The following is a 23,540-nucleotide window of genomic DNA, read 5'->3' as shown; positions in this document are numbered from 1 at the left end:
ATGGTTATCCTGCGCGAGGCGATCAGCGTCTACTGGACGCTGGTCAAGATCATGTTGCCGGTGATGGTGCTGACGCAGCTGGCAATCGAGATGGGCCTGATCAAAGCCATTTCTCCTGCCTTCGCTCCCGTCATGCAGTTCGTGGGGCTGCCGCCTGAAGCCGGTTTTGTTTGGGCTATGAACCTGCTGGTGGGCGTGTGGAGCGGGGCAGTGGTGATGTTCGCCGTCTTGCCGGTCGACACACTCACCACAGCTCAGGTGACGATCCTCGGTTCGCTTTTCCTCTTCGCTCATGCTCTTCCCATCGAACAGCGTATCGTACAAAAGGCTGGTCCGCGCCTGATCGTGTCGACCCTGATCCGGCTTGGCGGCGGCCTTGTTTTCGCATGGGGGATCAACCTGATTTCCAGCCGTACCGGCTGGCTGGCAGAACCGGCTGCACCGGGCTGGGTGCCGGGCCATTACGATTCAAGCTGGAGCAGCTTCGTCGCCGATACGGCTTCCACGCTGGTCTGGATATTTATCGTCCTGCTCGGTCTGGTGGCTGTGCTGAGAACAATGGACGCGCTCGATGTGACGCGCTTCCTCAACCTGCTTCTTTCACCCTTGTTGCGCTTGCTCGGCATATCGAAAAATGCCGCTCCATTGACCGTGGTCGGGCTGGTGCTGGGACTGTCCTATGGTGGAGGTCTCATCATCCGTGAAGCACAGCGCGGACACATTCAGCCTCGGGACGTCTTTCTCGCGTCGAGTTCATGGGGCTGTGCCACAGCCTGATCGAAGATACGCTGATCGTGGTGGCTCTTGGCGCGGATATCTATGTCGTCCTGTTCGGTCGATTGATTTTCTCCATTGTTCTGGTCGCGATATTCGCCAGACTTCTGCGCGGAACGGGCGACGCCTTCTTCTTCCGCTTCCTTTATCGGGATACACTGCACGGCAACGGTCGGTTGGAGCCTGGTTCGACCGTTAAACAATCAACAGGTCCCTAGGTCCGCCGAAGGAACCGGCGATCAGGCAGTGTGCTGTTCCTGATTGGCGCAGGAGGCAGTACTTTCGTCAGACCATAAATCTGATACCACACTGGATATCGAAGATATCAGTAGCTTCGAACCATAGAATCCGGGGAGCCGGGCGTTCAGTGCCGGAGTGCCGGCTTCCGCGATAGTACGCGCCTATCTTTTCCGCTTTCGTGATCTGATGCAGATAAACGTTCGCAAGGCTGGTCGTATAAAACCGGTGTCTGGCCATTGTCGTTTCTCGCTTGGACCGGTTGTTTTTCGCGGGACCGGCGCCTCAAAAACCCGGACTTTCATTACCGGATGTGTTTTCAGGCAGGGTTTGTCAGGAGTGTTCGCCTGCACTGTTGACTTCTGGGAGCTGTTAGGTTGATATCAATGTAATTGAAAGGACGTCAGGTTGCCAGGACGGCGACAACCGTTCCTGAGACAATCAGAAAGAAGCAGCTTGTCGCAGATAAAGAAGGCAGCCTCCTGCTAACCTGACGCGTTAAGTTAGAATGGGAGAGAAATGATGAAGATTGTGACCAGTCTGAGCTTTCAGGGCCAGTGCCGGGAAGCCTTTGAATTCTACGCTCGGGTCCTGGGCGGAAAGATTACCGCTGCAATGCCCTATGGCGACGGTCCTCCAGACATGCCTATCAAAAACGAGAAGTACAAAACCTGGCTGATGCACTGCTGGCTGGAAGTTGGTGATCAGGCTCTGATGGGCGCAGATATGGATGTTGATTGGGCCCGGAATATCGACAAGCCAAAAAACGGCTTCGATGTCACTTTACACACCGGGGACAAGGCCGAGGGCCAGCGCTGGTTCGATCAGCTGTCTGATGGTGGCAAGGCGGTCATGCCCTTCGGCGAGACCTTCTGGTCTCCCGGCTTCGGTTCCCTCGTCGACAAATTCGGCATTCCCTGGATGGTCAATACCATTCCGTCGCCCGACTGGAAACCGGCACAGGGCTGATCCTGAAACACCAGTCAAAAATGGATTGGTTGCCGGCTGCACCGAACCGCGCGCGTCCGGGGAATATAGTGTGCTCCAGCTTTTATTGGCGCCAGAAAGCACATGTCGGGTAGTACTATGAGCATATCCTATCGCTGGGTTATCGTGGCTGCAGGTGGTCTCTTGGGGTGCGTCGCCATCGGAGCGATGTTTTCGCTTCCGGTCTTCCTGCGGCCTATGGCGCAGGATACCGGCTGGTCCGTTACCGGAATATCCGCGGCAATGACTTTTGGCTTCCTCGCCATGGCAGCCGCGAGCATGGTGTGGGGTAGTCTTTCCGACCGGTTTGGTCCGCGCCCCGTTGTGTTGACGGGATCGCTCGTTCTGGCGTCTAGTCTCGCTCTCGCCAGCCGGGCAGGAACGCTTGGTGAATTCCAACTCCTCTTCGGTCTTCTGGTTGGCACGGCGACTGCCGCTGTCTTTGCGCCCATGATGGCGTGCGTGACAGGCTGGTTCGAAACACAACGTGGTCTGGCAGTCTCGCTCGTTTCGGCGGGTATGGGCATGGCGCCAATGACCATGGCACCGTTGGCGGCGTGGCTGGTGACTATCCACGATTGGCGGACTGCCATGTTGATTGTTGCCGGAATCGCGGCATCCCTCATGGTCCCCGCAGCGCTTCTGGTGCGTCGACCGCCAGCCCTCGATGAGGGGTCGCGAGAAATGGTGGTGGATGAGCCCCACGCGGATATGGGTGTGCGGCAGGCGGTGCGATCGCCGCAATTCATCACACTGATGTTGGCGAACTTCTTTTGCTGCGCAACTCATTCCGGGCCGATCTTCCATACGGTGAGTTATGCTGTGACTTGCGGCATCCCCATGATCGCGGCCGTTTCGATCTACAGCGTCGAGGGATTGGCCGGTATGTTTGGTCGTATCGGGTTCGGTCTTGCCGGAGACCGCTTCGGCGCCCAGCGTGTGCTGGTGATCGGACTTCTTGCACAGGCATTTGGCGTACTCGCCTATGTGTTCGTCTCGACGCTTGGACCCTTTTACGCCGTCGCCGCTCTGGTCGGCTTCATTTATGCTGGCACAATGCCGCTCTACGCCGTGATCATACGGGAGAATTTTCCGTTGAAGATGATGGGCACGATCATTGGTGGTACGGCAATGGCTGGCAGCCTCGGGATGTCGACCGGTCCGCTCCTGGGTGGGCTGGTCTATGATCGTTTCGGCTCTTACGCGCTGATGTATGTTGGTTCCTGGGGCATGGGTCTGGCGGCGGTCTTGATCCTGATGACATTCCGTCCGTTTCCCGTACGCCAGACCCGGCTAGCGTCAGTTTAGGTGGCCATTCTGGTTGAGCGATCGCGGTTTTTTGTACGTTTCTGCCAGTTTTCACCGCTATTGAATGGAGAAGGTCCTGGATGGCAAATCTCGTCTTTGCATTGAACCAGTCACTGGATGGCTATGTTGATCACATGGCTTTTGTGCCTGATCCAGTTGTTTTCCGTCATTTCATCAATGATCAGCGAAGCCTGACCGGCATGGTCTACGGTCGGCGAATGTACGACGTCATGCGGTACTGGGACGAGGATCACAGCGAGTGGGGCGAGGCAGAAAGAGAGTATGCGCGAGCCTGGCGCAGCCAGCCGAAGTGGGTCGTGTCACGCTCATTAAAGTCCGTTGGCCCGAATGCCACTCTCATTGACGATGACGTTGAGGTATTCATAACCGGGCTGAAAGCCCGACTCGCGGGGGTAATTGAAGTTTCCGGCCCGGAATTGGCGGGCAGTTTGTCCAGACTGGGTCTCGTCGATGAGTATCGTTTATACATCCATCCCGTTGTGCTCGGCGGTGGCAAGCCGCTGTTTTGCGGCCCGCAACCGCCTTTGCGTTTCAAAGGAAGTGATCGCATCTCGGATGATGTGATCAGGTTGACATATGTTCCTGCGTAATTGCAGTGATCGATTGATAGCTCCCTGCGGTCGCTCTGGGACAGGCAGGCCGACGTGTCCTGATACAGTGAACCCGTACCGGAGTGGCCAGCGGGGTGATCGGAAAATCGTATCTGCTTTGCATACCAAAGTAGAGGGGGCAGCTTGAGAGGCGAATGAACGCTCACCTGTTACCTCCGGAAGCGGACACAGGTTTCAGGAAATGCCTTACAACAGGTCCTGCTTCACCGATATGGAACGCGTGCAGTGTCTCCTGGTCAAGCTGGTCGGTATGCGTCACACGTCTGTGCTGGCGCTGATGTTCTATCCAGCTTTCGACGATGAAAGCCTCTACTACCTTGCCGGGATCGGCAACGTCCTCCCACACGTCCCAGCGGATCGCGCCATCGCGTTGACGAGCAGAACTGAAACTGATCAACGCTGCGATAAAGTCAGGTTGACGGTCAGGATCTACGCGATACTCGATTTCAATCAGGACCGGTCCGCGATCATTTTCGGGAGGGGTAGCGACCACCGGCTCGACCCAGTGGTTGGAGGGGGCGAGATCCACAGCTGCGTCTTTTGGCAATTGCCAGATGCGCGCGAGCAGAACAGTTGATGCCAATCCGGCTGCAGCGACGGTCAACGCAGTAGCGACATTGGCTTTCGTCGCCAGCGTACCCCACAATATACTGCCGCCAGTCATAGCGCCCTGGAAAACCAGGAGATACACGGCAAGTGCTCGCGCTTTGACCCATCCCGGAGCGGCCATTTGTGCGGCAACATTCAAGGAGGTCAGCATTCCGATCCAGGCGAGGCCACCTGCGAACATCGCCGCCCCTGCGAGCCAGGCATTGGGCACAACAGACAGCATCAGGGTCGCAAGAGCGAACAGGCAGGTCGCCCAGATCGAGATCGTATTGGCCTCAACTTTCTTGCGTATGCGCTTCAGCAGCAAAGCGCCTGCAATCGCGCCAATCCCCATTGCCCCCAGAAGCGCGCCGTAGCCGGCCGCATCCAGTCCAAGAGCTCGACGTCCTATCAATGGCAGCATGGCCCAAAGTGCACTGCCGAACAGGAAAAAACTGAATGCCCGGATTAGCACCAGTCGCATCGCAGCTGAGTGCCGGGCATATCGATACCCGGCTTTCAGGGCGCCAAAGAAATGTTCAGGTGGCAGGCTGCTGACATACGCCTGACGCTTCCAAACGAACAAGACCCCAAGAACGGCAACGACTGAAAGGGCGTTCAGCGCAAACACAGCCGGTGTTCCTGCGATTGCGACAATTACGCCTCCAAGAGCCGGGCCAATTGCACGTGAAATATTGATGCCGAGGCTATTCAGCGCAATAGCGTCAGGCAGGGCTGGTTTATCTACCAGTTCCGGTACTATGGCCTGGAACACCGGTGCACTGAGTGCCGCCGAAATACCTAACATGAATGTCACGCCAAGCAGAACCCAGGGCGTTGTCAAGCCGCTCAGGGTTAGCAGGGAGAGGATGGCCGCCGCTGTCAAACCAAGTAACTGTGCGGCCAGCAGCATTCTCCGGCGGTCAATGATGTCAGCCAGCGCTCCCGCCGGTAGCGCCAGGAGAAACATCGGAAGTGTCGTAGCCGCCTGAACCATCGCAACCAGCAATGGGCTCGGAGACAGCGAGGTCATCAGCCACGCGGAACCGACGTCGTTCATCCATGTTCCGATATTGGAGATAATCGTCGCAATCCATAGCGCTCTGAAGACAGGAAAGCTCAATGGACTTCTGGTTGAAGGTGTTTCTGACTGAGGTATCGTCATCCTGGCTCCTTCCCGGTGGAAGCGAGAAATGGGCTTTTGAGTGGGTGCGATATGTTCGCTCCCTCTCTGATTGGCAAAGAGGGGCGGTTCAGACCGCCCAGCATCCGCAGCCCAATGTGCCCCAGAAAGTTCCGGCGTCTGATACCGGTACATTCGCACCCAGGGCGGCTGCGTGATCATGGCCATGCACCGAACAGTTGTTTGCGCAACCGCAATGCAGAGACAGTTTCCGTCGTGCTTCCTTCGTTTGATAATACCCGCCGAAAGTGGCAACTGGTGACCAGTCGGGCATTGGCGCAGGCAATTCAGGCGCGAGCGACGCGTAATCGCCATCGCCGTGAACGATCCTGCCGCCAAGCACCGTCAAGACGGAACGGAGATGCACGATATCGTTCTCGGGTACCGAAAAATAGTCGTCGGAAAGTACAGCGAGATCGGCAAGTTGCCCGACCTTAATCTGGCCCTTCTTGCCTTGCTCATTCGAAAACCAGGTGTTGGCCTCGGTCCACAGCCGTAATGCAGTCTCGCGGTCGAGACGATTGGCCACCGGGTAGAGCGCAAGCCCGCCTACTGTCCTGGATGTCACTAACCAGGAGAGCGAGACCCACGGGTTATAACTGGCCACGCGGGTAGCATCAGTACCGCCGCCAACAGGAATACCGGCAGCGAGCATCTTCTGGATCGGCGGTGTACGCTCGGCAGCCTTCGCACCGTAACGCTCGACAAAATATTCGCCCTGATAGGCCATACGATGCTGGACCGCAATACCACCGCCCAGTGCCGCAATACGATCAATATTTCGATCACTGATGGTCTCTGCATGATCGAAGAACCAGTTTATGCCGGAAATCGGCACATCGCGGTTTACCTTCTCGAAAACATCAAGGGCCCGGCTGATCGTCTCGTCATAAGTGGCGTGCAGACGCCATGGCCATTTGTTCTCCGCCAAAAGGCGGACAACCGGCTCAAGGTCGCGTTCCATATCAGGTGGCATTTCCGGACGCTCGACGCGGAAGTCCTCAAAATCGGCAGCAGAATAGACAAGCATCTCACCCGCACCATTATGCCGGTACGTGTCATCACCTTGTCCTGGTGAAACCTGCTTGACCCACGACGAGAAGTCGGCAAGTTCTTCCTTCGGCTTCTGCGTGAAGAGATTATAACTGATACGGACTGTTAACTCGCCGTCGGCGTGCAGTTTTTCGACTATCTCGTAGTCGTCTGGATAGTTCTGAAAGCCACCGCCTGCGTCGATGACACTGGTCACACCAAGTCCATTGATCTCCCGCATGAAATGACGTGTGGAGTTGACCTGATACTCCGGCGGAAGTTTTGGACCTTTGGCCAACGTCGCGTAAAGGATCGTAGCGTTGGGTTGGGCAAGCAGGAGACCGGTAGGATTGCCCGCTGCATCGCGCACGATTTCTCCTCCGGGAGGGTTCGGTGTATCTTTCGTATAGCCCACTACGCGCAGCGCTGCGGCGTTGAGAAGTGCGCGATCATAAAGATGCAGGATGAAGACTGGCGTGTCCGGCGCAATGGAGTTTATTTCATCGAGTGTAGGTAAGCGCTTTTCAGTGAACTGATGCTCGGTAAAGCCACCGACGACGCGGACCCATTGCGGCGCCGGAGTGCGATCTACCTGTTGCCTGAGCATGGCAAGCGCGTCGGCAAGGCTGGGAACGCCATCCCAGCGCAATTCCATATTGTAGTTCAGGCCGCCTCGAATGACATGCGTGTGGCTATCGATCAGTCCCGGAATGAGGCGGCGGCCCCGGACGTCGATGACTGTTGCAGTGGGTGCCATAGCACGTATCTCGGCCTCGGTTCCGACTGCCAGGAACTTGCCATCTCTGATCGCCACTGCTTCGGCTGACGGGTTTTGCCGGTCGAGCGTTGTGATCTTTGCGTTGACGATAATCAGGTCGTTTTCCTGCATTGTAGTTTCCTGTGCAAAGCCGCGTGACGAAGACAGCAGAGCCGAGGCAGCAAGGCCTGCGAGCGCTTGGCGACGGTTCGGACGATACATTTTAGCCTCCTCACATTATTTCCCGGCGAAGCCACCGATGGGCTCCTTCTCCTGCAGATCATCCAAATTCATTGTTGTGGCCTTCTGATCAGATCCAGCCACGCTACGAGGAGAAAACCTCCCGTCAGTCCCAGATGCTCGAAGAAGGAATTGGCGGCCATGAAGCGTTCCTGACCGAACGGCATTTCCCAGAATCGTAATGCGACGAGTGTGGCCATAAGGGTAAATCCGCCGAGCGCCAGCGCCCCCAGCCAGCGCCCCCATCCCGTCAGGATCATCGCGGAAGCAACCAGTTCCAGAATGATTACCGCTCCGGCGAAAACAGCTGGTGGATTGAGCCCGAAATGCGTCATCTCGCCGATTGCGCTTTGGAAGTCCGTCAGTTTGACGAGGCCGCCCTGTATATATGCGGCGCATAATCCCAGATGAGCCAGAAAATGTACGGTTCTTGATGCGGAGCCGTTCTCGTGTAACTTGAATGACATTCTGACAACTCCGGCTATTATCAGGATTGCGTTTGAATGATTAGGCGCAATGGCCAGGCGACCCTTTCCTGCAGGCCGCTGGCACTGCCGGATTATTTGGCCGGGTTGGGGCCGATGCGTTCTGCATGGGCGACCCGTTCGGGAGCTTTGTGAACCATGGTGTAGGCATAGTCGACGCCCATGCCATAAGCGCCGGAATGTTCTCTCACTATCTCCATCACAGCGTCATAAGTATCGCGCCGGGCCCAGTCGCGCTGCCATTCCAGCAGGACTTGTTGCCAGGTTACCGGCACTATTCCGGCCTGGAACATGCGGTCCATCGCATATTTGTGAGCATCGGCGGACGTACCACCTGAAGCGTCGCCCACCATATAGATGTCGTAGTCAGTGTCGTGCAGACACGACAGGGCGAATGTCAGGTTACACACTTCGGTCCACAGCCCGGAAACGACAATCTTCTTGTGACCGTTTGCGGCGTTTGCGGCCAGCGCGTCGCGCACATTCTGGTCGTCCCAGGAATTCATCGAGGTCCGCTCCAGAAGCTTGTTGTCAGGAAAGACGGCCAACAGTTCAGGGAAAGTGTTTCCGGAAAAGCTCTCGGTCTCCACGGTGGTTATAGTGGTCGGAACCTGGAAAGCCTTTGCAGCCTTGGCAAGGCCCACGACATTGTTTTTCAAAACCTGCCGGTCAATCGACTGGACACCGAATGCCATCTGGGGCTGCTGGTCGATGAAAATGAGCTGGCTGTTTTGTGGCGTTAGAACTTCGAGCTTGCTGGACATCAGGAACTCCGGTGGTTTGTAAGGTTGAGAATTCGCGATCAGACCTGATCGGCATCTTTTGGCGTGTTGGCACTGTTCCGTATGGCAAATGATTTCTCATGCAGGCATGACTGAACGATACCCGTCTGGCCTTTCAGCCATTGCACGCCAGCTTCTCCGGCAACCATACCGAGGAGCCCGAGAAGTGCGATAATTGGAGGGGCCGGCGACCTGACCGAAAGTCCGGCATAAAGAGCGCCGACGACCATGCCGACCGCAAGCGAAACGAGATAGGGGTGCAACTGGCTCATTGAGACAAATTCCTCAGTGGATTGCGGTCGCAGATGGATTTAAGGCCGCCGGTTACCAAAGACAGATTGATCGCGAGTGGATGGTAACATCGTTGACGATTGCGAATAATTGTCACAATAATTGGCATTCAATTGCGCCAGGTGTAATAATTGAAATGGACGAATTAAAAGCGCTTCGCACATTTCTCACTGCTGCGGAAAAGCGAAACTTCGCACAGGCTGCGAAAAAGCTTGACGTAACGCCTGCTTCTGTAACCCGAACTATCGCCGCGCTTGAGGCCGAACTGGGTGTACAGCTATTTGTTCGCACTACCCGGCAGGTGTCATTAACCAACGATGGCGCGGTGTTCGCGGCGCGTATTGAACCGGCAATGGAGGCTTTTGACAACGCTCGCGCCGAGCTGATGGCGGCGCACAAGGCTGATGAGGGGCGCATCAGGATTAATGCTCCGATGTCGCTCGGTCAGCGCGTTCTGGCACAGATACTGTGCGGCTTCAGATCAATCTACCCGAAGATCAAGTTGGAAATTTCATTGACGGATGAGCTGCTGGATATGATTGATGAGGATTTCGATCTGGCTGTTCGTATCTCGGAACCACCCTCAGACAAGTTTACGATCTGGAGGAAAATTTGTGCTGTACGGCGCGTCATGGTGGCCGCACCTGGGACGACTTTTGCCATGATAAGCCATCCGAAGGAAATCGCAGCCGAAGCTTGCTTCGGCTACAGCTCAGAAAGCGGTCCTGAACTCTGGCAATTGTCCAACGCTGGCACAAACCATACAATAATTGCCGGAAGTTGCGTCAGTTCCAACAATGGAGAAGTTCTCGCCCGTATGGCCGCCGACGGAAACGGCGTTGCTCTTCTGCCCACGTTTATCGTGTCCGAATTTCTGGCGGCAGGACAACTCATCACCATTCTGCCGGACTGGCAGCCGCCCCAACTTTGGCTGACACTCTATTATCCGCCCTATCAAAAACTTCCTCCGCGAATTGCGGTGTTTTCCGAGTACTTTGAGAAGAACATTACGTCACTGGTAACAGCAATCGGGTAACTCCCTTCTCTGCGAGATTGCACTTGGTCGTCAAAGGTACTGGCGCGCGGAGGGTTCTGCTGTTGAATGACGAAATGATTGGCCTGCCCTTCACGGGACATGTTCCCAAAGTAGGATGTCAGCCTTCATCTGGAAGTATCGTACCCTGTCGGTCGTGTGTCTCGCTCATCCCAAAGCGTTGCCTGTAGGTAGCTGGCGATATTCCCGTTAGTCTGAGAAACAGTTTCCGGAACGCTGCGGGATCTGAATACCCGACTTCCCACGCAATCCTGTTGACCGGGCTGAGCGTGCGTTCGAGTGCTTCCCGCGCCTTGGCAATGCGGACATTTTGAAGGTAATCGTTGGGACGATGACCGCTCGCAGCGGTAAAACGGCGCAGAAAAGTGCGTTCGGTCATACCAGCAATAGCATGTAACTGTGGCAGGCTCAGATTCTGGCGGAAATGGGCATGGATATAATGCTGCGCACGCCGGATCGCATCGTCACTGTGATCGAAATTCGGAACGAAAGCTACAAAGGGCCGCTGGCTGGATCTTGGCGGATCAATCAGCAAAAAACGCGCCGTGGCAAGCATGGTAGCCGGGCCGAGGACCCGTTCGACTATGGTCAGGCCCAGATCGGTCCATGCCAGGATGCCGCCCGCGGTCAGGATGTCACCATCGTCAAGCACCATATGTTCTGCGGCGACCAGAACCGCAGGAAACCGGCGCGCCAGCTGTTCGGCAAAGGCCCAGTGCGTTGTGGCCGGACGCCCGTCCATCAGGCCCGTTTCTGCGAGCACGAATGCCCCCGCGCAAACCGAACACAAAACCACCCCGTCATCATGATGTGCACGTAACCAGCGCGCCGCCACAGGTTCCGGCGCCATATGTTCAGGCATGATGATGCTTGGCGGAGAGATCAGATAGCTCAGTCTATGCGAAACACCTGGATGGCTCTCCCAGACACATTCGACGTTGCTCCCCCTGGGTTGCCAGTGAGTGACCCGGATGAAACGGGATTTGTCTCCGCTCCACTCGCCAGCGATGCGAAACAGATCCGTCAGTCCGTGTATCGCTGCCATCTGGCAGCCGGAGTAAATCAGGAGACCGACTTCTGCTGATGGATCCATTGTCTGTTTTGCCCCGACATTTGTCATTTTCGCCACGTCCATCTTTGCGAGGAAAGACTTACCTTTGTCTACACCGAAACCGAAAGGACATGCGATGGATTTCCCAATGAACCGGCGCACAGTGCTAAGACTGGTGGCCTCCACCGCGGCCACAGCTGCACTGCCACGTATGGCTTTTTCTGCAACCCAAGGAGATATCACAATGGCTACGACCACCACCAAAGACGGCGTCGAAATCTTTTACAAGGACTGGGGTCCAAAAAACGCCCAGCCGATCATGTTCCACCATGGCTGGCCGCTGAGCTCGGACGACTGGGACGCACAGATGCTGTTCTTCCTTTCTAATGGCTATCGCGTTATCGCTCATGATCGCCGGGGGCACGGCCGCTCTGCACAGGTTTCAGAAGGTCATGATATGGACCATTATGCTTCTGACGCATTTGCAGTCGTCGAGGCCTTGGATCTCAGAAACGCGGTCCATATCGGCCATTCGACGGGTGGTGGTGAAGTCGCCCGCTATGTCGCAAGGCATGGTGAACCGGCAGGTCGGGTCGCCAAGGCTGTCCTTGTCTCCGCAGTTCCTCCGCTCATGCTGAAGACGGAGTCCAATCCGGAAGGCTTGCCGATTGACGTATTCGATGGTTTCCGTTCGGCGCTTGCTGCAAATCGTGCACAGTTTTTCCGCGATGTTCCCGCCGGTCCGTTTTATGGTTTCAACCGTGAGGGTGCTACGGTTCAGGAAGGTGTGATCCAGAATTGGTGGCGTCAGGGCATGATGGGTGGAGCAAAGGCGCATTTTGACGGCATCAAGGCATTTTCGGAAACTGATCAGACAGAAGACCTGAAGGCTATCGGTGTGCCTACACTGGTGCTTCACGGTGAAGACGACCAGATTGTACCGATTGCAGATGCTGCACATAAGGCGATCAGGTTGCTCAAGAACGGTACCCTCAAGACCTATCCAGGATTTTCACATGGCATGCTGACCGTTAATGCGGATGTCCTCAACGCCGACCTGCTGGCATTCGTGAAGGATTAATTGAACCGAGCAGGCAGACGCCGCGCGAAACAGCGTCTGCCATATACTTTCCAGGTGGAAGAAATTTTAATGCGGCGTCTCTTTCTGGAGACGAAATTATGTCAGAACGATTGTACACTCTGAAAACAAAACCGGGAACGCCTTGCGATTGCGTTCCCGGTCCAATAGTCCCCGTGGACAATTGTCTTCAGGTATCTGGTCAGCCGTTGAGCGCGTCCTTGACAGCTTTCGCAGGCGTAAAAGCAAGCTTTTTCGACGCCGCGATTTTGATCGTAGCGCCAGTGCCCGGATTGCGTCCTTCACGCTCAGCCGTTTCCTTTACCTTGAATTTCCCGAATCCGGGTATATTGGTCTCCGCGCCGGATTTTGCCGCGTCGGCAATCTGGCGGAACACGCTATCGACGACAGATTTTGCCTGCGATTTGCTCAGGTTCTGTTCGCTGGCAAGTTTCTCTGCAATTTCAGTTGCTGTGGTCACGAGTTTCACTCCCTTTCGATGAAGCCTTATGCTGTGATTATGGTTACGAATGGTCCGCCGCGATACACAAGGATGCCGTTGGCAAAGCAAAGTTGGGCAGAAATCCCCAGAAAACTGGCGTTACTTCCGCTGAGATATCGTCGGTGGGATGAAAAAGGCGAGCGGAAGGCGGCACTGTGATGCCAGGTGAAACGCCCAAACCGAAGGAAGTCGCGGAACCACTGGCGAATTCAGGCACGATCAGGTCATGGTTCCGTGCGCGAGATTTTACCCGGATTCCATCAATTGTCAGCGTCAGTGATGTATCCTGAATGCAACCCGTCCCCGCTGATCCCCAGCAGGAAGTCCATCGTCAGCCACGCGAATGAACAGGCTCAGACGGGTGGTCGTTGACCCGGATGGTCCCATCCGGGTCAACCTGGTCGAGCGCTTCTACGTTCGGTCAGTCGCCTTTGATTTGCGTACTGATCAAAAGCAAGGATCAGCGCCGGAAACTTTTCACTGCGGAGTCAAAAAAGCTGAAAATGGCATCACCAGCAATCGCACCTGCCGCAAAAACCTCCATTCCGTGTTTTCCTTCTTCACCTGCTACTCTTGTCCACACAATCCGAATGACAATACCTGCCAGGACGGCCCAGCCAGCTGCCGGAAAACTGATCAGCAGACCGGTCGCAAAGAGCACACCGATCTGGCGTTTTGAGCCGCCGATGAATTGAAGCAGGGCGCCTGGAATCGCCCAGAGAAACAAAGACCATCCGACTCCCGGTGCCACACCGGCTTCAATTGTGGCCGCATAGACTTTGTTCACAGGCGCAACAAGTCCCTGGTCGAAATAATACTGATACGAAAAGAAAACCACCGCTCCAGCAACAACCAGCGCGAACATCGAAGCAAGCAGCTGCTGTCTTCGGCCATCCCTTTCGAAGACAGGATCATTTTCCTTTCGTCTGAGAATATAGCCAGCTTTGAGATCATATCCCATATCAGCAAAGGCCGGCCCCGTGGCGGCCGAAAATCCGACCAAAAGGGCAAGTGCCGGTGCAGGAAAGCCAATTAACATGCCGATGATCAAGGTAATTAATGCAACCGCGAAGGCCGGAAACCACCCTGAATGCATAGCTGCCAAGCCGACAATCAACTCGTGAACATAGGCGGCTGTTGCAGCATAGAGGACAAAAATCAGCAGCATACCGAACGACATCTCTCCGATCAGCCCACCAATCAATGCAATGAGAATTGCGATTGCGATATAAAGTACAGCACCCAACCCAAGCGCCTGGCGCACTTCTTTGTTGGATGTAGCCGCTGACCGGCTCGTCTCGACGGAACCCTTGTCCCGATGCACAAACAGGGCGATAACCTGAAAGAGTGCTACTAATCCAGCCCCGATCATAAAGCCGTGGGGAATATAGGCAGCCATCAGATCGCCGTCGGGAAGCACGCCGCCGAACAGTTGCGGTGAATAACCTCTCAGTAACAGGCCTACCCCGAACATGGACAGCGCCCAGATGTTCCCGATGAACGCAACGCCGAATGCAGACATCGGAACCTTGAAAAATGCGCCGATGATCCCGACAATAAAACCTGCTCCCATAAGAACGGCTTTCTTGCCGCCTTCGTCGCCCGCTTTGATCGCCTCAGCTGCCGCAACGCCAGGTGGCCATGCGCCCTCTGCCGGAAATATACGGGAATCAAACATGCGGTACAGAAGGTAGGCGTCCAGCAACATCGCGAGAAACGCGCCAATGAACATCGGCATGATCAGATCGGAACGCCCGAGAACAAACGGTATTCCGATCGGAAGCAGCAGACTGTTCGATGCACCGAACGTGGACGCGGATATAGCGCTTTGGGCCAGATTTTGTACATGGATCGAGCGGTATCGTGCAAAGATACCAACTGGTACACGGGCTAGCGCCATGGCAGCCATTGCACCGATGAGTGAAGTATTGGCTGAAACACCCAGCGATACAAGTAACTGGATGCCAATGATCGAACCGAAGACGCAAAGCACTGTAATCAGCAGAAGCGTCGACGGCTCGAAGAGGCTGGGGTGACGCCGCGGCGCCCCCCCTGTTTGGTCTGTCATATCGGTTCCCCAGGATTATTCTGACATCTTCAGGTGTTTTCACGCGTTCAGGAGGAGGCTCCCGTGTTTTCCCGTGCCGGGATCAGCTGGGGCGTGGATGGTATTTTCACGCCGTAATCCCGGTTTGCAGCCTCCGGCGATACAAGTTCCAGTGCGATGTCGCGCGCGATCGCATCGGGGTCACGCTCGGACAGTGCGCCATAACCGGCCCCGCCCGCCAGAACGAGTTCAACTATCTCGTCGGCCCGCGTAACCTGTACCAGGTCGCCTGTGCCGACATCGCGAAGCGTTTGGCCTGAGCTATCAATAACCCGACCGGATGCTCCTCCACCGGCATGCCCCCCGAACAGTCCCGGAATGGGGTTGTTTACGCCTTCCGGATAAAGCGAAACGAGTGTTGCCAGATCGTCATCGGCTATCTTGCGCAAGCGGACGCGTTGTCCAAGACCACCACGATGTTTGCCGGCTCCGCCGGAGTCGGTGAGATACGACTTTTCTATCACCAGGACAGGAACGCGAGCCTCAAATGTTTCAATTGAAGTATTTGCTGCTGACGTTGGATAAAGCAGGCCTGACTTGCCATCTCCATGGGCAGAACCACCCTGGCCGCCTCCGACGAATAACATGTCGGAATAGGTATTGCCGTTGGTATCGCGACCATAGACACTGGCGGCAACCGGCAGTCCGGTGAAAGCCTGCACCTGTCGTGGAGCAGCTTCTGAAAGCGCGCGGAAGATGTTCGGCGCAATATACCAGCCGGTCCTGGTTCTCAGGTTCACGGCAAGCGGTTTGTCACAATTAAGGATTGATCCTTCCGGCGCTTCGATGGAGAAGGCACGATAGCAACCCGCATTCCCCCGTACATTCGGCGTCAGCATACATTTCAGCGGATAGGTAGCGTGAGCCATTGTATAGTTGAGTGTGCAATTAAGGCCGCCTTGCGGCAATTGCGGTGGCGCACCGGTAAAGTCGAGGTGAATAGTATCGTCCCTGACTGTCAGCGCCAGGGGGTAGGTCATCCTGGTGCCGAGAGGATTGTTTGATACGCTGCCATGATAGGTACCGTCGGCCAGAGCCGATATTGCATCGCGCATCGCCTTTTCAGAACGGTCCTGTACCACCGAGGCCAGCGCGCGGAGGTCCTGCATTCCATAATCCTGCAAAAATGCTTGCAGACGTTCAGCGCCTATCCGGTTAGCTGCAACGAAGGAATGCAGATCACCCAGCACCTGTTCGGAATTGCGTACATTCTCGCCCAAAAGGCGTGTCAGCGTTTCGTTGAGTTTCCCGGCCTCGTAAAGTTTCATAGGCGGGATCTGAAAACCTTCTTCGTAGATTTCGCGCGCCCGCAAACTGTCTTTTGTTCCGCCGATATCCGAAACGTGACCAACCGTCCCCATGAGGCCGACCACCCGGCCCCCCAGGAATACCGGTGTTACGACTGCAATATCAAACAGGTGTCCCGCACAAAGCCACGGGTCATTGGTAATCAACACGTCGCCCGGCTTCAGCGTATCGGCTGGATAGCGTTCAAGCAAAGCTTTCACGGCGCGCGGCAGAGTAAGGTTGAACACAGGCATGGCTCGCGGTGAATGAGCTAGTGTCTCTCCCTCCGGGTCCAGGAGCTCACAGGCAAAATCCTGAGCTTCGGAGATTACCAGCGAGAAAGCAGTTCGACAGACGGTCAACCACATCTCTTCGACAACGTTGACCAGACGGCTCCACATGATTTCCAGAGAGATCGGGTCCGCTTCAATAAGTCGGGTTGCTTCAGCAAGCGGCATGTCGGCTGGAATTGTAACTTCGGCCGCGCCGGCCTGCGCGACCTCGATGACCAGGTTGAGTACGGCATCGATGCTGACATTGTCACCAGGAGGCACAATCGTCGTTGCCTCTCGTTCCTCGATAATGGCCGGTCCTGCAAGCCTGTCGCCTGTTTGCAGGGCATACCGGTCATAGACGGTAGCATCTTGCCACCCGCCCTCGAACCATGCGCGGCGGTGCCCTTTGACTTTTGCTTTTGCGTCGCCGCCTCCGGTTGCGCCGGACAAGGACAGTTCCGGCTTTGGCCCCTCGCAATGGACGCGGAAATTGATGGCCTCGAGACGAGCTCCGTCGTAGACGGAAGTGTAGCGTGCCGAATAAGCTTTCGAGAACGCAGCCCGCACAGCATCGAGACTGGTCGCATCGATCTGGCCCGCTGGAAAAGGTACTGCGATATCGTGCATCTGTCCGACAAGGCGCATATCGGCGGACCTTGCAACGGCGATGTCACACTCCCTGACGCCAGCTTCAATAAGATGCCTGCGGCCCTCCGCTTCAAGTTCGGCCAGCAAAGTGTTCACGGTGCCTGCGTCAAATCCTTCAGAAAATTCGACCGGCAGCGAGCGAACCATATCAAAAGACAACGGAGCGCTAAGGAACCCTAGCGCCGACGCGGCTCCCGAGGCAGGTGGAATGATAACCTGCTTTACGCCCAGCACGCGGGCCACATCGACTGCATGAGCCGGGCCTGCACCGCCAAAGCCGACCATTGCGTAATGACGCGGATCCTTGCCTTTCTCGACAAGATGGACGCGGGCAGCCGCTCCCATGCTTTCCACCACAACCTTATGAATGCCCCAGGCGGCCTCTTCTACCGAAAGATCAAGCGGAGTGGCTACAGTCTCAATTGCCTTGCGGGCTGCATCAACGTCAAGTGACATACGCCCGCCAAGGAAGAACCCGGGATCGTAATAACCCAAAGCCAGATTGGCGTCGGTGACGGTCGGTTTGGTGCCCCCTAACCCATAGCAGGCTGGCCCCGGATCCGAACTGGCCGAGTGTGGTCCGACCTTCAGAAGGCCAACCTCATCGATAGCAGCAATTGAACCACCACCTGCACCGATTTCGATCATATCGATGACTGGCGCCTTGATCGGCAATCCCGAACCTTTTGCAAACCGGTTAACACGCCCCGCTTCCAGCATCGGTGCTATCTCGGCCGCGCCATCTTCTATCATGCAGGCCTTTGCAGTCGTGCCTCCCATGTCAAAGGAAATTACGTCCTTGTGGCCAGCCAGTTCACCGAACAATGCGGTTGCAAGTCCGCCACCAGCAGGGCCGCTTTCGAGAAGCCGGATCGGGAAAGTTCGAGCCGTTTCCGGCGAAACAAGCCCACCCGCCGAGTGCATGAGGCGCAGTTCGCCCCTGAATGATCGCAGGGTAAGCTCGCGTTCCAGACGTTCCAGATAACGATGCATCAGCGGTTGCACATATGCATTCGCCGCTGTCGTCACGAAACGTTGATACTCCCAAATTTCCGCGACCACTTCGCTTGACAGTGAAACAGCAATGCCTGGATGGGCCTGCTGGACAATGCGTCCGGCTGCCTGTTCGTGAGCTGAATTGCGGTAGCTGTTGAGAAAGCAGATGGCAATTGCTTCGCAGCCCTGCGCAACCAGGATGTCTGCCGCCTTGCGAACCGCCTCGTCATCGAGCGTATCAACGACATTGCCACCGCTGTCGATGCGCTCTTTTACCTCAAGACGCAGGTCGCGTGAGACGAGAGGCTCGGGAAATGTAAGGAACAGGTCATAAATATCATAACGCTGTTCCGTGCCCATTTCGAGAATATCACGGAAACCCTGCGTCGTGATCAGGCCGAGCCTGGCGCCTTTTCTCTCGATGACAGCATTGGTAACGAGTGTCGTTCCATGCACGATATCCCCGACGTCGGCCAGTGTTATACCAGCCTGCCCGGTAAGTTCGCCGAGCCCGATCAGCGCCGCCTCCGACGGATCATGCGGGGTAGTCAGGCGTTTATGAAGCCTGACCGTCCCTTCAAGTTTATCGTATAAAATGAAATCGGTGAATGTTCCGCCAATATCAAAACCAATACGCCAACGCGAACTCATTTATCTGCCTCCACTAACATTTAATTCGCTACGGGGATGAATTTCGTATCCTTTACAAGCGCGGCGATCTGCTCTGCGCCCTCGCTCAGGTGACGGATGATCACCTGTCTTTCCTCAGAGCTGACGATTGCATCAGGAAAGGATATACAAAGTGCGGCCTCGTCTCCGGTTCGCGGATCGCCAACTGCAACAGAGATTGCTCGCACACCACGCACCGCCTCATCTATGGACTCGGCATATCCCTGTCGACGGGTGTCAGCCAGCCGGGCCAGGAGATCCGGAATGTTCTGGGGCGATGTCGCGGATGGCGGTACAAAGCCGTCCTTGTAAAGTTCCTGCACCTCGAGGTCGGATAGTCTGGCGAGAAGAACGCGCCCGGTACTCGATGCAAATGCCGGAATACGGTCGCCAATCGTGGTAAAAACACGTAATGCATGTGTTCCGGGGTGTGCTGTTACGCCGATGACATCCTGGCCGCGGCGCACGCTCACATAACCAGTGTGACCGACAAGCTGGGTCACTTTGGAAACCGCGTTGTCTGCGTGATCTACAATCGAGGCTGCATAGCGATAAAGCTGGCCAACCTGGCTGATCAACAGCGATGGCCGATAGCGTTTCGTATCCCCGACCATCTCCAGAAATCCCTCATCACGCATCGTGCGCAACAATCGCGACGCATTGCTTTTGGGCATTCCCAGAAGATTGACGAGATCCGTTACACTGACGTCGTGGCGCGTGCTTGAAAAGCAACGCAATACGTCTGCCGCAGCCGCTAGTATTGTCATTCCGCCTCAATTGTTCCATTAAATGGAACTTATGTTTCATTTATGAGAACTATAACGCATATTTGTTGCGCGTCAATGCGGTTCGTTGTGCCATCCAGTGGCTGACATTGTCTGGTAAGTGGTCAAGCTGACTAACTGTCTGCTTAGGGCGAGCTACCTGCGCCAGATGTCCGCCGACAGTTGCGCGATGCCTCCACGACCGTGAGGCACCGGTCAGCAAGAGCACGCTCCGCATGGAGAGTGAAGAAGGAGACGATCATCTGCACGCCGCGCGCGGACGAAGATGTGCAGTCGGCAAGCCCTTCGCTCTCTTCGTTATTGAACAGGGGATGATTTTAGGTCAGGAATATTGAGATGCAGCTGGTCAAACCTTGATTGCGAAACCTGGTACAGATTGTATCAATTTCGTGAGTCATCGCTAAAAAGGAATATCGTCCATGAGCCAGACAAAGCTGTTTTCTCCAATGGAGGTGGGCGGTTTGCATCTGAAAAACCGCATTGTTATTGCTCCGATGTGCCAGTATTCCGCCGAAAACGGCGAGATGACTGACTGGCACCTGATGCATCTGGGCAGTCTGGCCCAGTCAGGGGCAGGGCTGTTAACTATCGAAGCAACAGCAGTCAGTCCGGAAGGCAGGATCAGTTATGCGGACGTTGGTCTTTATTCCGACGAAACTGAAGCAGCACTGGAACGCACGCTCGACTGCGTTCGCCGCTGGTCGTCTATGCCAATCGCCATACAACTCGCTCACGCGGGGCGCAAAGCATCTACCGATCTGCCATGGAAAGGCGGAGCCCAGATAGCGCCTGAGCATAAAAACGGCTGGCAGACCATTGCACCGTCTCCATTGCCGTTCAATTCCGCGGATAACGCCCCCACCTCAATGGACAAAAGCGAACTGAATCGCATTCGCGAAGCATTCGTTAAGGCTGCCGGACGCGCAGCAAGACTTGGTCTCGACGCGATCCAGATTCACGGAGCGCACGGCTATCTTCTGCACCAGTTTCTATCTCCTCTCTCGAACAAGCGCACCGACGAATATGGTGGCTCACTGGAAAACCGTTTGCGGTTCCCACTCGAAGTATTCGACGCCGTTCGCAACGCATTTCCAGACGACCGCCCCGTTACGATGCGTGTTTCCGGGACTGACTGGGTGGAAAGTGGCTGGGACATCGAACAGACTGTGACGTTGTCGCATGCATTGGCCGCAAGGGGCTGCGCAGCAATTCACGTTTCTAGCGGCGGACTTGATCCAAGGCAGAAAATACCGATTGGACCAAGCTATCAGGTACCGTTGGCACGCGCTGTTAAAGCGGCAGTCAATATACCGGTCGTCGCCGTCGGATTGATCACAGATTTCGAACAGGCCGAAGCTGTTCTGTCAACGGGCGATGCTGATCTTATTGGGCTTGCCCGTACCATCTTGTACGACCCGCGATGGCCATGGCATGCAGCAGCACATTTTGGTGAGACGATAGAAGCCGCACCGCAGTTTCTGCGTTCGCAGCCAAGGCAATTCCGCAATCTCTTCAAACAAGCGAGCTGATAGGCAGATCAAAGTTTTTCTCCGTGCCCTTTGATTGCAAGGGGCACCCCCCACGCTCAGTGTATCAGCCGCCTTTATGTCGCGCTCCCTGTCGCGCTTGCGTTCCTGTATGAATATCCGTACTCATAAAGCAATGAGGTCTTGTCGAAGGAATACGTTATGCTTTCGAAGTCAGATATTGATCTGGCCTGTAGGTCGTTACAGTTCGCAGGTAAACTCAATGGCTGGTCTCAAACTGAAATAGACCTCGCCATTATGAGCGCTGCGCGTGACAAGACCATGCCCAGAGACGGAAGAGCTGAAGCGCATCTTCGTCACTATCTCCTCGGTAGTGGATTGCCAAAGACATTTGGGGCACACCTTCTGATCAACGAAGATCCCGGCGTGCGTGCCAGGCTGACCAGTTCGATTTCTGCAACACTTGCAAATAATCTCGATCCGGTCACCGGACGCGTGAATCCCAGCATACGCGGTAAAGTCTGGTTGCGGCAACAACCAATGGATTTCAGGAACCGGGACTGGCTCTTTGCCATTGGCTCATTTTTAATGGAATGGGAATTTGTGAACGAATTTGTCGGTCAAACCGGCCTGCCGATCGTGACGGTTCGTGTGCACGGTCAAAATGAATATCAATGGCATCCGGACGCACCCCGTCGGACGCAATGCGTGCATCAGGCGGCGGAACGCTTGCAAAAACCGCAGGCAGGTTTCACGGCGGCCAGAAATTACATGATGGTGGCTTCGCCGGCTCTCCTTTATCTGCCCAAGCCAAATCCACGGGGGAAGATCAATGTCGGCTTTCCCGGAATTCAGGATGCAATACCGCAATAGCTTAACGACAGTTGGTGCAATCCTGAACTGGTCGGGGCATTGTCTGCTTCCGTCGCGCTGCGGTTGTGCTGACCATCTCGTCGATCAGGCGCGAGGACTGGCAGTTATCATGTTGTTTCAGGCTCGTTGCCTTCAGTGTCGTTTCGATTCTTGAGCTGTGATCGGGATGCGCATTCAGGACCGATGGTTGCATGATTAACACATCATTAAACTATCGTTTGATTGTCCTCGCAAAAAGTTCATTGCTTGGTTGTTCACAGTTACTCAGCCTGTATAAGCCAGTATAAGCGATTTCTTGATGAGGTTATTCGATGCGTAAATTGCTGCTTTTGGGATCGGTGTCCATACTAAGCGCCTGTGCCATGCCGGCCGATGGTCCCAATGCAACAAATATTACCAGTGCGTCCTTTCCGCATTCCAACAATCGTATTCCGATCGTTGAGCTAAAAAATGCGTCTGCGGTCGATTACAATGCTCTGACGTCAAGTGGCAACGTGACGGGCGGAGGGTTGAGGGATTTGCGTCAGGGGCGTGCAAGTGCGCTCTTGCGCCCTGGTGACGTAATAGAAGTGACTGTATTTGACACAGGTGAAGATGGTCTTTTCGCTTCGGCTAACAGCAAGACGCTTAATCTGGGACGCTTCACGGTTGATCGTAGCGGAGCGGTAACATTACCTTTTGTCGGCAAGAAGAAGGTATCCAGCTCTACCCCGGAAGGACTGCAGAAGCAGGTAGTTGAGGGATTGCGCGGCTCAACGGTCAATCCTCAGGCTGTTGTTACAGTCGTTGAGAAGCCTTCAAGTGTTGTAACGGTCAACGGTTCAGTACGTACACCCGGCCAGTTTGCATTGTCATCAGGACGCGAACGCGTTCTGGATGTACTCGCGCAAGCAGGTGGGGCGTCAGGGAAAAATGGAGAAGTGACGGTTGTTCGCAATGGTCACCGTGCATCTACTTCAATTGATCGGCTGATGAACGATAATAGTCAGAACATCTTCCTGCAGCCTGGTGATCAGATTCTGGTTGGTGGCAACGGATCTAGCTTCACCGCCCTCGGCTCGTTCAAGAGCGCTGGTGAATTTGATTTTGAGCCAGGTAAGCTAACACTTGCTCAGGCTGTGGCGCGTGCAGGAGGGCTTCTTGATGACCGCGCAGATGCCCGCAATCTGTATTTGTTCCGCTCGAATGCAGTTGCTGATCCGGTCGCGCGAGCAAAGAATCCAGGAGCGATTGGTAGCCCGATTATCTATCGGATTAATCTGCGTGAAGTCTCCAACTTTGTCCTGATGCAGCAATTCTATATGCGCGACGGAGATATGTTGTTTGGAACAAACGCACCTTTGGTTAATGCAGCCAAGCTCCTGACCGTTTTCCAGAAGAGTGCTCCAACTGCGGCAGCGCCGCAACCCGGAGCCGCGGCAGGTAATTGACC

The 23,540-nt window shown here is 55.3% G+C and carries 20 protein-coding genes; 10 read left to right on the top strand and 10 right to left on the bottom strand.

Features of this window, described 5'->3' with window-relative positions; genetic code table 11:
- From AAE521_RS13840 to AAE521_RS13820, 5 genes are all read left to right on the top strand, one after another.
- Positions 1-777: nucleoside recognition protein (locus AAE521_RS13840; protein ID WP_342061603.1), on the top strand; the 777-nt coding region annotated here is incomplete at its 5' end.
- A complete protein-coding gene (locus tag AAE521_RS13835) occupies positions 756-992 on the top strand; it encodes a hypothetical protein (protein ID WP_342061602.1) in 237 nt (78 codons plus the stop codon). The genes AAE521_RS13840 and AAE521_RS13835, both read left to right, overlap by 22 nt.
- Before the next feature lie 541 nt (positions 993-1,533).
- Positions 1,534-1,980 (top strand): VOC family protein, encoded by a 447-nt coding sequence (locus AAE521_RS13830; protein WP_071633343.1) that lies wholly within the window; start codon positions 1,534-1,536, stop codon positions 1,978-1,980.
- 117 nt (positions 1,981-2,097) lie between these two features.
- Complete coding sequence (locus AAE521_RS13825; RefSeq protein WP_342061606.1) at positions 2,098-3,306, top strand: MFS transporter; 1,209 nt, start codon at positions 2,098-2,100, stop codon at positions 3,304-3,306.
- Between the two features lie 80 nt (positions 3,307-3,386).
- Entirely contained in the window at positions 3,387-3,917 is a 531-nt protein-coding gene (locus tag AAE521_RS13820; RefSeq protein WP_342061601.1) for a dihydrofolate reductase family protein, read from the top strand.
- Positions 3,918-4,080: 163 nt separating this feature from the next.
- Here the strand turns inward: AAE521_RS13820 and AAE521_RS13815 are convergent, their stop codons facing one another.
- The 5 genes from AAE521_RS13815 to AAE521_RS13795 all read right to left on the bottom strand — a co-directional run bounded on the left by AAE521_RS13815 (position 4,081) and on the right by AAE521_RS13795 (position 9,277).
- Positions 4,081-5,691, bottom strand: a complete 1,611-nt coding sequence (locus AAE521_RS13815; RefSeq protein WP_342061600.1) for an MFS transporter — start codon at positions 5,689-5,691, stop codon at positions 4,081-4,083.
- 88 nt (positions 5,692-5,779) lie between these two features.
- Positions 5,780-7,720, bottom strand: a complete 1,941-nt coding sequence (locus AAE521_RS13810; RefSeq protein WP_374864747.1) for an amidohydrolase — start codon at positions 7,718-7,720, stop codon at positions 5,780-5,782.
- Between the two features lie 68 nt (positions 7,721-7,788).
- Entirely contained in the window at positions 7,789-8,205 is a 417-nt protein-coding gene (locus AAE521_RS13805; RefSeq protein ID WP_071633339.1) for a DoxX family protein, read from the bottom strand.
- A gap of 92 nt (positions 8,206-8,297) precedes the next feature.
- A complete protein-coding gene (locus tag AAE521_RS13800; RefSeq protein WP_342061599.1) occupies positions 8,298-8,987 on the bottom strand; it encodes a hydrolase in 690 nt (229 codons plus the stop codon).
- Positions 8,988-9,025: 38 nt separating this feature from the next.
- Positions 9,026-9,277 (bottom strand): DUF1427 family protein, encoded by a 252-nt coding sequence (locus tag AAE521_RS13795; protein ID WP_071633337.1) that lies wholly within the window; start codon positions 9,275-9,277, stop codon positions 9,026-9,028.
- Between the two features lie 155 nt (positions 9,278-9,432).
- On the opposite strand from AAE521_RS13795, the gene AAE521_RS13790 reads away from it, so the two are divergent.
- On the top strand, positions 9,433-10,332 hold the full coding sequence (locus AAE521_RS13790) for a LysR family transcriptional regulator (protein WP_342061598.1): 900 nt from the start codon (positions 9,433-9,435) through the stop codon (positions 10,330-10,332).
- A 118-nt stretch (positions 10,333-10,450) separates the two neighbouring features.
- On the opposite strand, the gene AAE521_RS13785 is transcribed toward AAE521_RS13790, so the two are convergent.
- Complete coding sequence (locus AAE521_RS13785; RefSeq protein WP_342061597.1) at positions 10,451-11,470, bottom strand: GlxA family transcriptional regulator; 1,020 nt, start codon at positions 11,468-11,470, stop codon at positions 10,451-10,453.
- A 175-nt stretch (positions 11,471-11,645) separates the two neighbouring features.
- On the opposite strand from AAE521_RS13785, the gene AAE521_RS13780 reads away from it, so the two are divergent.
- A complete protein-coding gene (locus AAE521_RS13780) occupies positions 11,646-12,482 on the top strand; it encodes an alpha/beta fold hydrolase (protein WP_342061596.1) in 837 nt (278 codons plus the stop codon).
- A gap of 199 nt (positions 12,483-12,681) precedes the next feature.
- Here the strand turns inward: AAE521_RS13780 and AAE521_RS13775 are convergent, their stop codons facing one another.
- From AAE521_RS13775 to AAE521_RS13760, 4 genes are all read right to left on the bottom strand, one after another.
- Positions 12,682-12,960, bottom strand: coding sequence for an HU family DNA-binding protein (locus AAE521_RS13775; RefSeq protein WP_071633334.1), 279 nt, complete (start codon positions 12,958-12,960; stop codon positions 12,682-12,684).
- A 481-nt stretch (positions 12,961-13,441) separates the two neighbouring features.
- Positions 13,442-15,049 carry an OPT/YSL family transporter gene (locus tag AAE521_RS13770; RefSeq protein ID WP_342061595.1) on the bottom strand — a complete coding sequence of 536 codons (1,608 nt, stop codon included), beginning with the start codon at positions 15,047-15,049 and terminating at the stop codon, positions 13,442-13,444.
- A gap of 47 nt (positions 15,050-15,096) precedes the next feature.
- Positions 15,097-18,945, bottom strand: coding sequence for a hydantoinase B/oxoprolinase family protein (locus AAE521_RS13765; protein ID WP_071633332.1), 3,849 nt, complete (start codon positions 18,943-18,945; stop codon positions 15,097-15,099).
- Between the two features lie 20 nt (positions 18,946-18,965).
- Positions 18,966-19,730, bottom strand: a complete 765-nt coding sequence (locus AAE521_RS13760; protein ID WP_342061594.1) for an IclR family transcriptional regulator — start codon at positions 19,728-19,730, stop codon at positions 18,966-18,968.
- A gap of 437 nt (positions 19,731-20,167) precedes the next feature.
- On the opposite strand from AAE521_RS13760, the gene AAE521_RS13755 reads away from it, so the two are divergent.
- From AAE521_RS13755 to AAE521_RS13745, 3 genes are all read left to right on the top strand, one after another.
- Entirely contained in the window at positions 20,168-21,277 is a 1,110-nt protein-coding gene (locus tag AAE521_RS13755) for an NADH:flavin oxidoreductase/NADH oxidase (RefSeq protein ID WP_342061593.1), read from the top strand.
- 159 nt (positions 21,278-21,436) lie between these two features.
- Entirely contained in the window at positions 21,437-22,108 is a 672-nt protein-coding gene (locus AAE521_RS13750; RefSeq protein WP_342061592.1) for a hypothetical protein, read from the top strand.
- A gap of 311 nt (positions 22,109-22,419) precedes the next feature.
- Positions 22,420-23,538 carry a polysaccharide biosynthesis/export family protein gene (locus AAE521_RS13745; RefSeq protein ID WP_342061591.1) on the top strand — a complete coding sequence of 373 codons (1,119 nt, stop codon included), beginning with the start codon at positions 22,420-22,422 and terminating at the stop codon, positions 23,536-23,538.
- Positions 23,539-23,540 lie beyond the last annotated feature (2 nt).

It is taken from the genome of Brucella cytisi (assembly GCF_038433355.1).
Classification (GTDB): Bacteria; Pseudomonadota; Alphaproteobacteria; order Rhizobiales; family Rhizobiaceae; genus Brucella; species Brucella cytisi.
Note: the sequence above shows the minus strand (reverse complement) of the source record. Positions and strands in the feature narration are given on the sequence as shown.

What these genes read in the sequence shown, in the direction of transcription:
- AAE521_RS13835 (WP_342061602.1), top strand. Translation starts at nt 756, where the DNA reads ATGGGGCTGTGCCACAGCCTGATCGAAGATACGCTGATCGTGGTGGCT.
- AAE521_RS13830 (WP_071633343.1), top strand. Translation starts at nt 1,534, where the DNA reads ATGAAGATTGTGACCAGTCTGAGCTTTCAGGGCCAGTGCCGGGAAGCC.
- AAE521_RS13825 (WP_342061606.1), top strand. Translation starts at nt 2,098, where the DNA reads ATGAGCATATCCTATCGCTGGGTTATCGTGGCTGCAGGTGGTCTCTTG.
- AAE521_RS13820 (WP_342061601.1), top strand. Translation starts at nt 3,387, where the DNA reads ATGGCAAATCTCGTCTTTGCATTGAACCAGTCACTGGATGGCTATGTT.
- AAE521_RS13815 (WP_342061600.1), bottom strand. Translation starts at nt 5,691, where the DNA reads ATGACGATACCTCAGTCAGAAACACCTTCAACCAGAAGTCCATTGAGC.
- AAE521_RS13810 (WP_374864747.1), bottom strand. Translation starts at nt 7,720, where the DNA reads ATGTATCGTCCGAACCGTCGCCAAGCGCTCGCAGGCCTTGCTGCCTCG.
- AAE521_RS13805 (WP_071633339.1), bottom strand. Translation starts at nt 8,205, where the DNA reads ATGTCATTCAAGTTACACGAGAACGGCTCCGCATCAAGAACCGTACAT.
- AAE521_RS13800 (WP_342061599.1), bottom strand. Translation starts at nt 8,987, where the DNA reads ATGTCCAGCAAGCTCGAAGTTCTAACGCCACAAAACAGCCAGCTCATT.
- AAE521_RS13795 (WP_071633337.1), bottom strand. Translation starts at nt 9,277, where the DNA reads ATGAGCCAGTTGCACCCCTATCTCGTTTCGCTTGCGGTCGGCATGGTC.
- AAE521_RS13790 (WP_342061598.1), top strand. Translation starts at nt 9,433, where the DNA reads ATGGACGAATTAAAAGCGCTTCGCACATTTCTCACTGCTGCGGAAAAG.
- AAE521_RS13785 (WP_342061597.1), bottom strand. Translation starts at nt 11,470, where the DNA reads ATGACAAATGTCGGGGCAAAACAGACAATGGATCCATCAGCAGAAGTC.
- AAE521_RS13780 (WP_342061596.1), top strand. Translation starts at nt 11,646, where the DNA reads ATGGCTACGACCACCACCAAAGACGGCGTCGAAATCTTTTACAAGGAC.
- AAE521_RS13770 (WP_342061595.1), bottom strand. Translation starts at nt 15,049, where the DNA reads ATGACAGACCAAACAGGGGGGGCGCCGCGGCGTCACCCCAGCCTCTTC.
- AAE521_RS13765 (WP_071633332.1), bottom strand. Translation starts at nt 18,945, where the DNA reads ATGAGTTCGCGTTGGCGTATTGGTTTTGATATTGGCGGAACATTCACC.
- AAE521_RS13760 (WP_342061594.1), bottom strand. Translation starts at nt 19,730, where the DNA reads ATGACAATACTAGCGGCTGCGGCAGACGTATTGCGTTGCTTTTCAAGC.
- AAE521_RS13755 (WP_342061593.1), top strand. Translation starts at nt 20,168, where the DNA reads ATGAGCCAGACAAAGCTGTTTTCTCCAATGGAGGTGGGCGGTTTGCAT.
- AAE521_RS13750 (WP_342061592.1), top strand. Translation starts at nt 21,437, where the DNA reads ATGCTTTCGAAGTCAGATATTGATCTGGCCTGTAGGTCGTTACAGTTC.
- AAE521_RS13745 (WP_342061591.1), top strand. Translation starts at nt 22,420, where the DNA reads ATGCGTAAATTGCTGCTTTTGGGATCGGTGTCCATACTAAGCGCCTGT.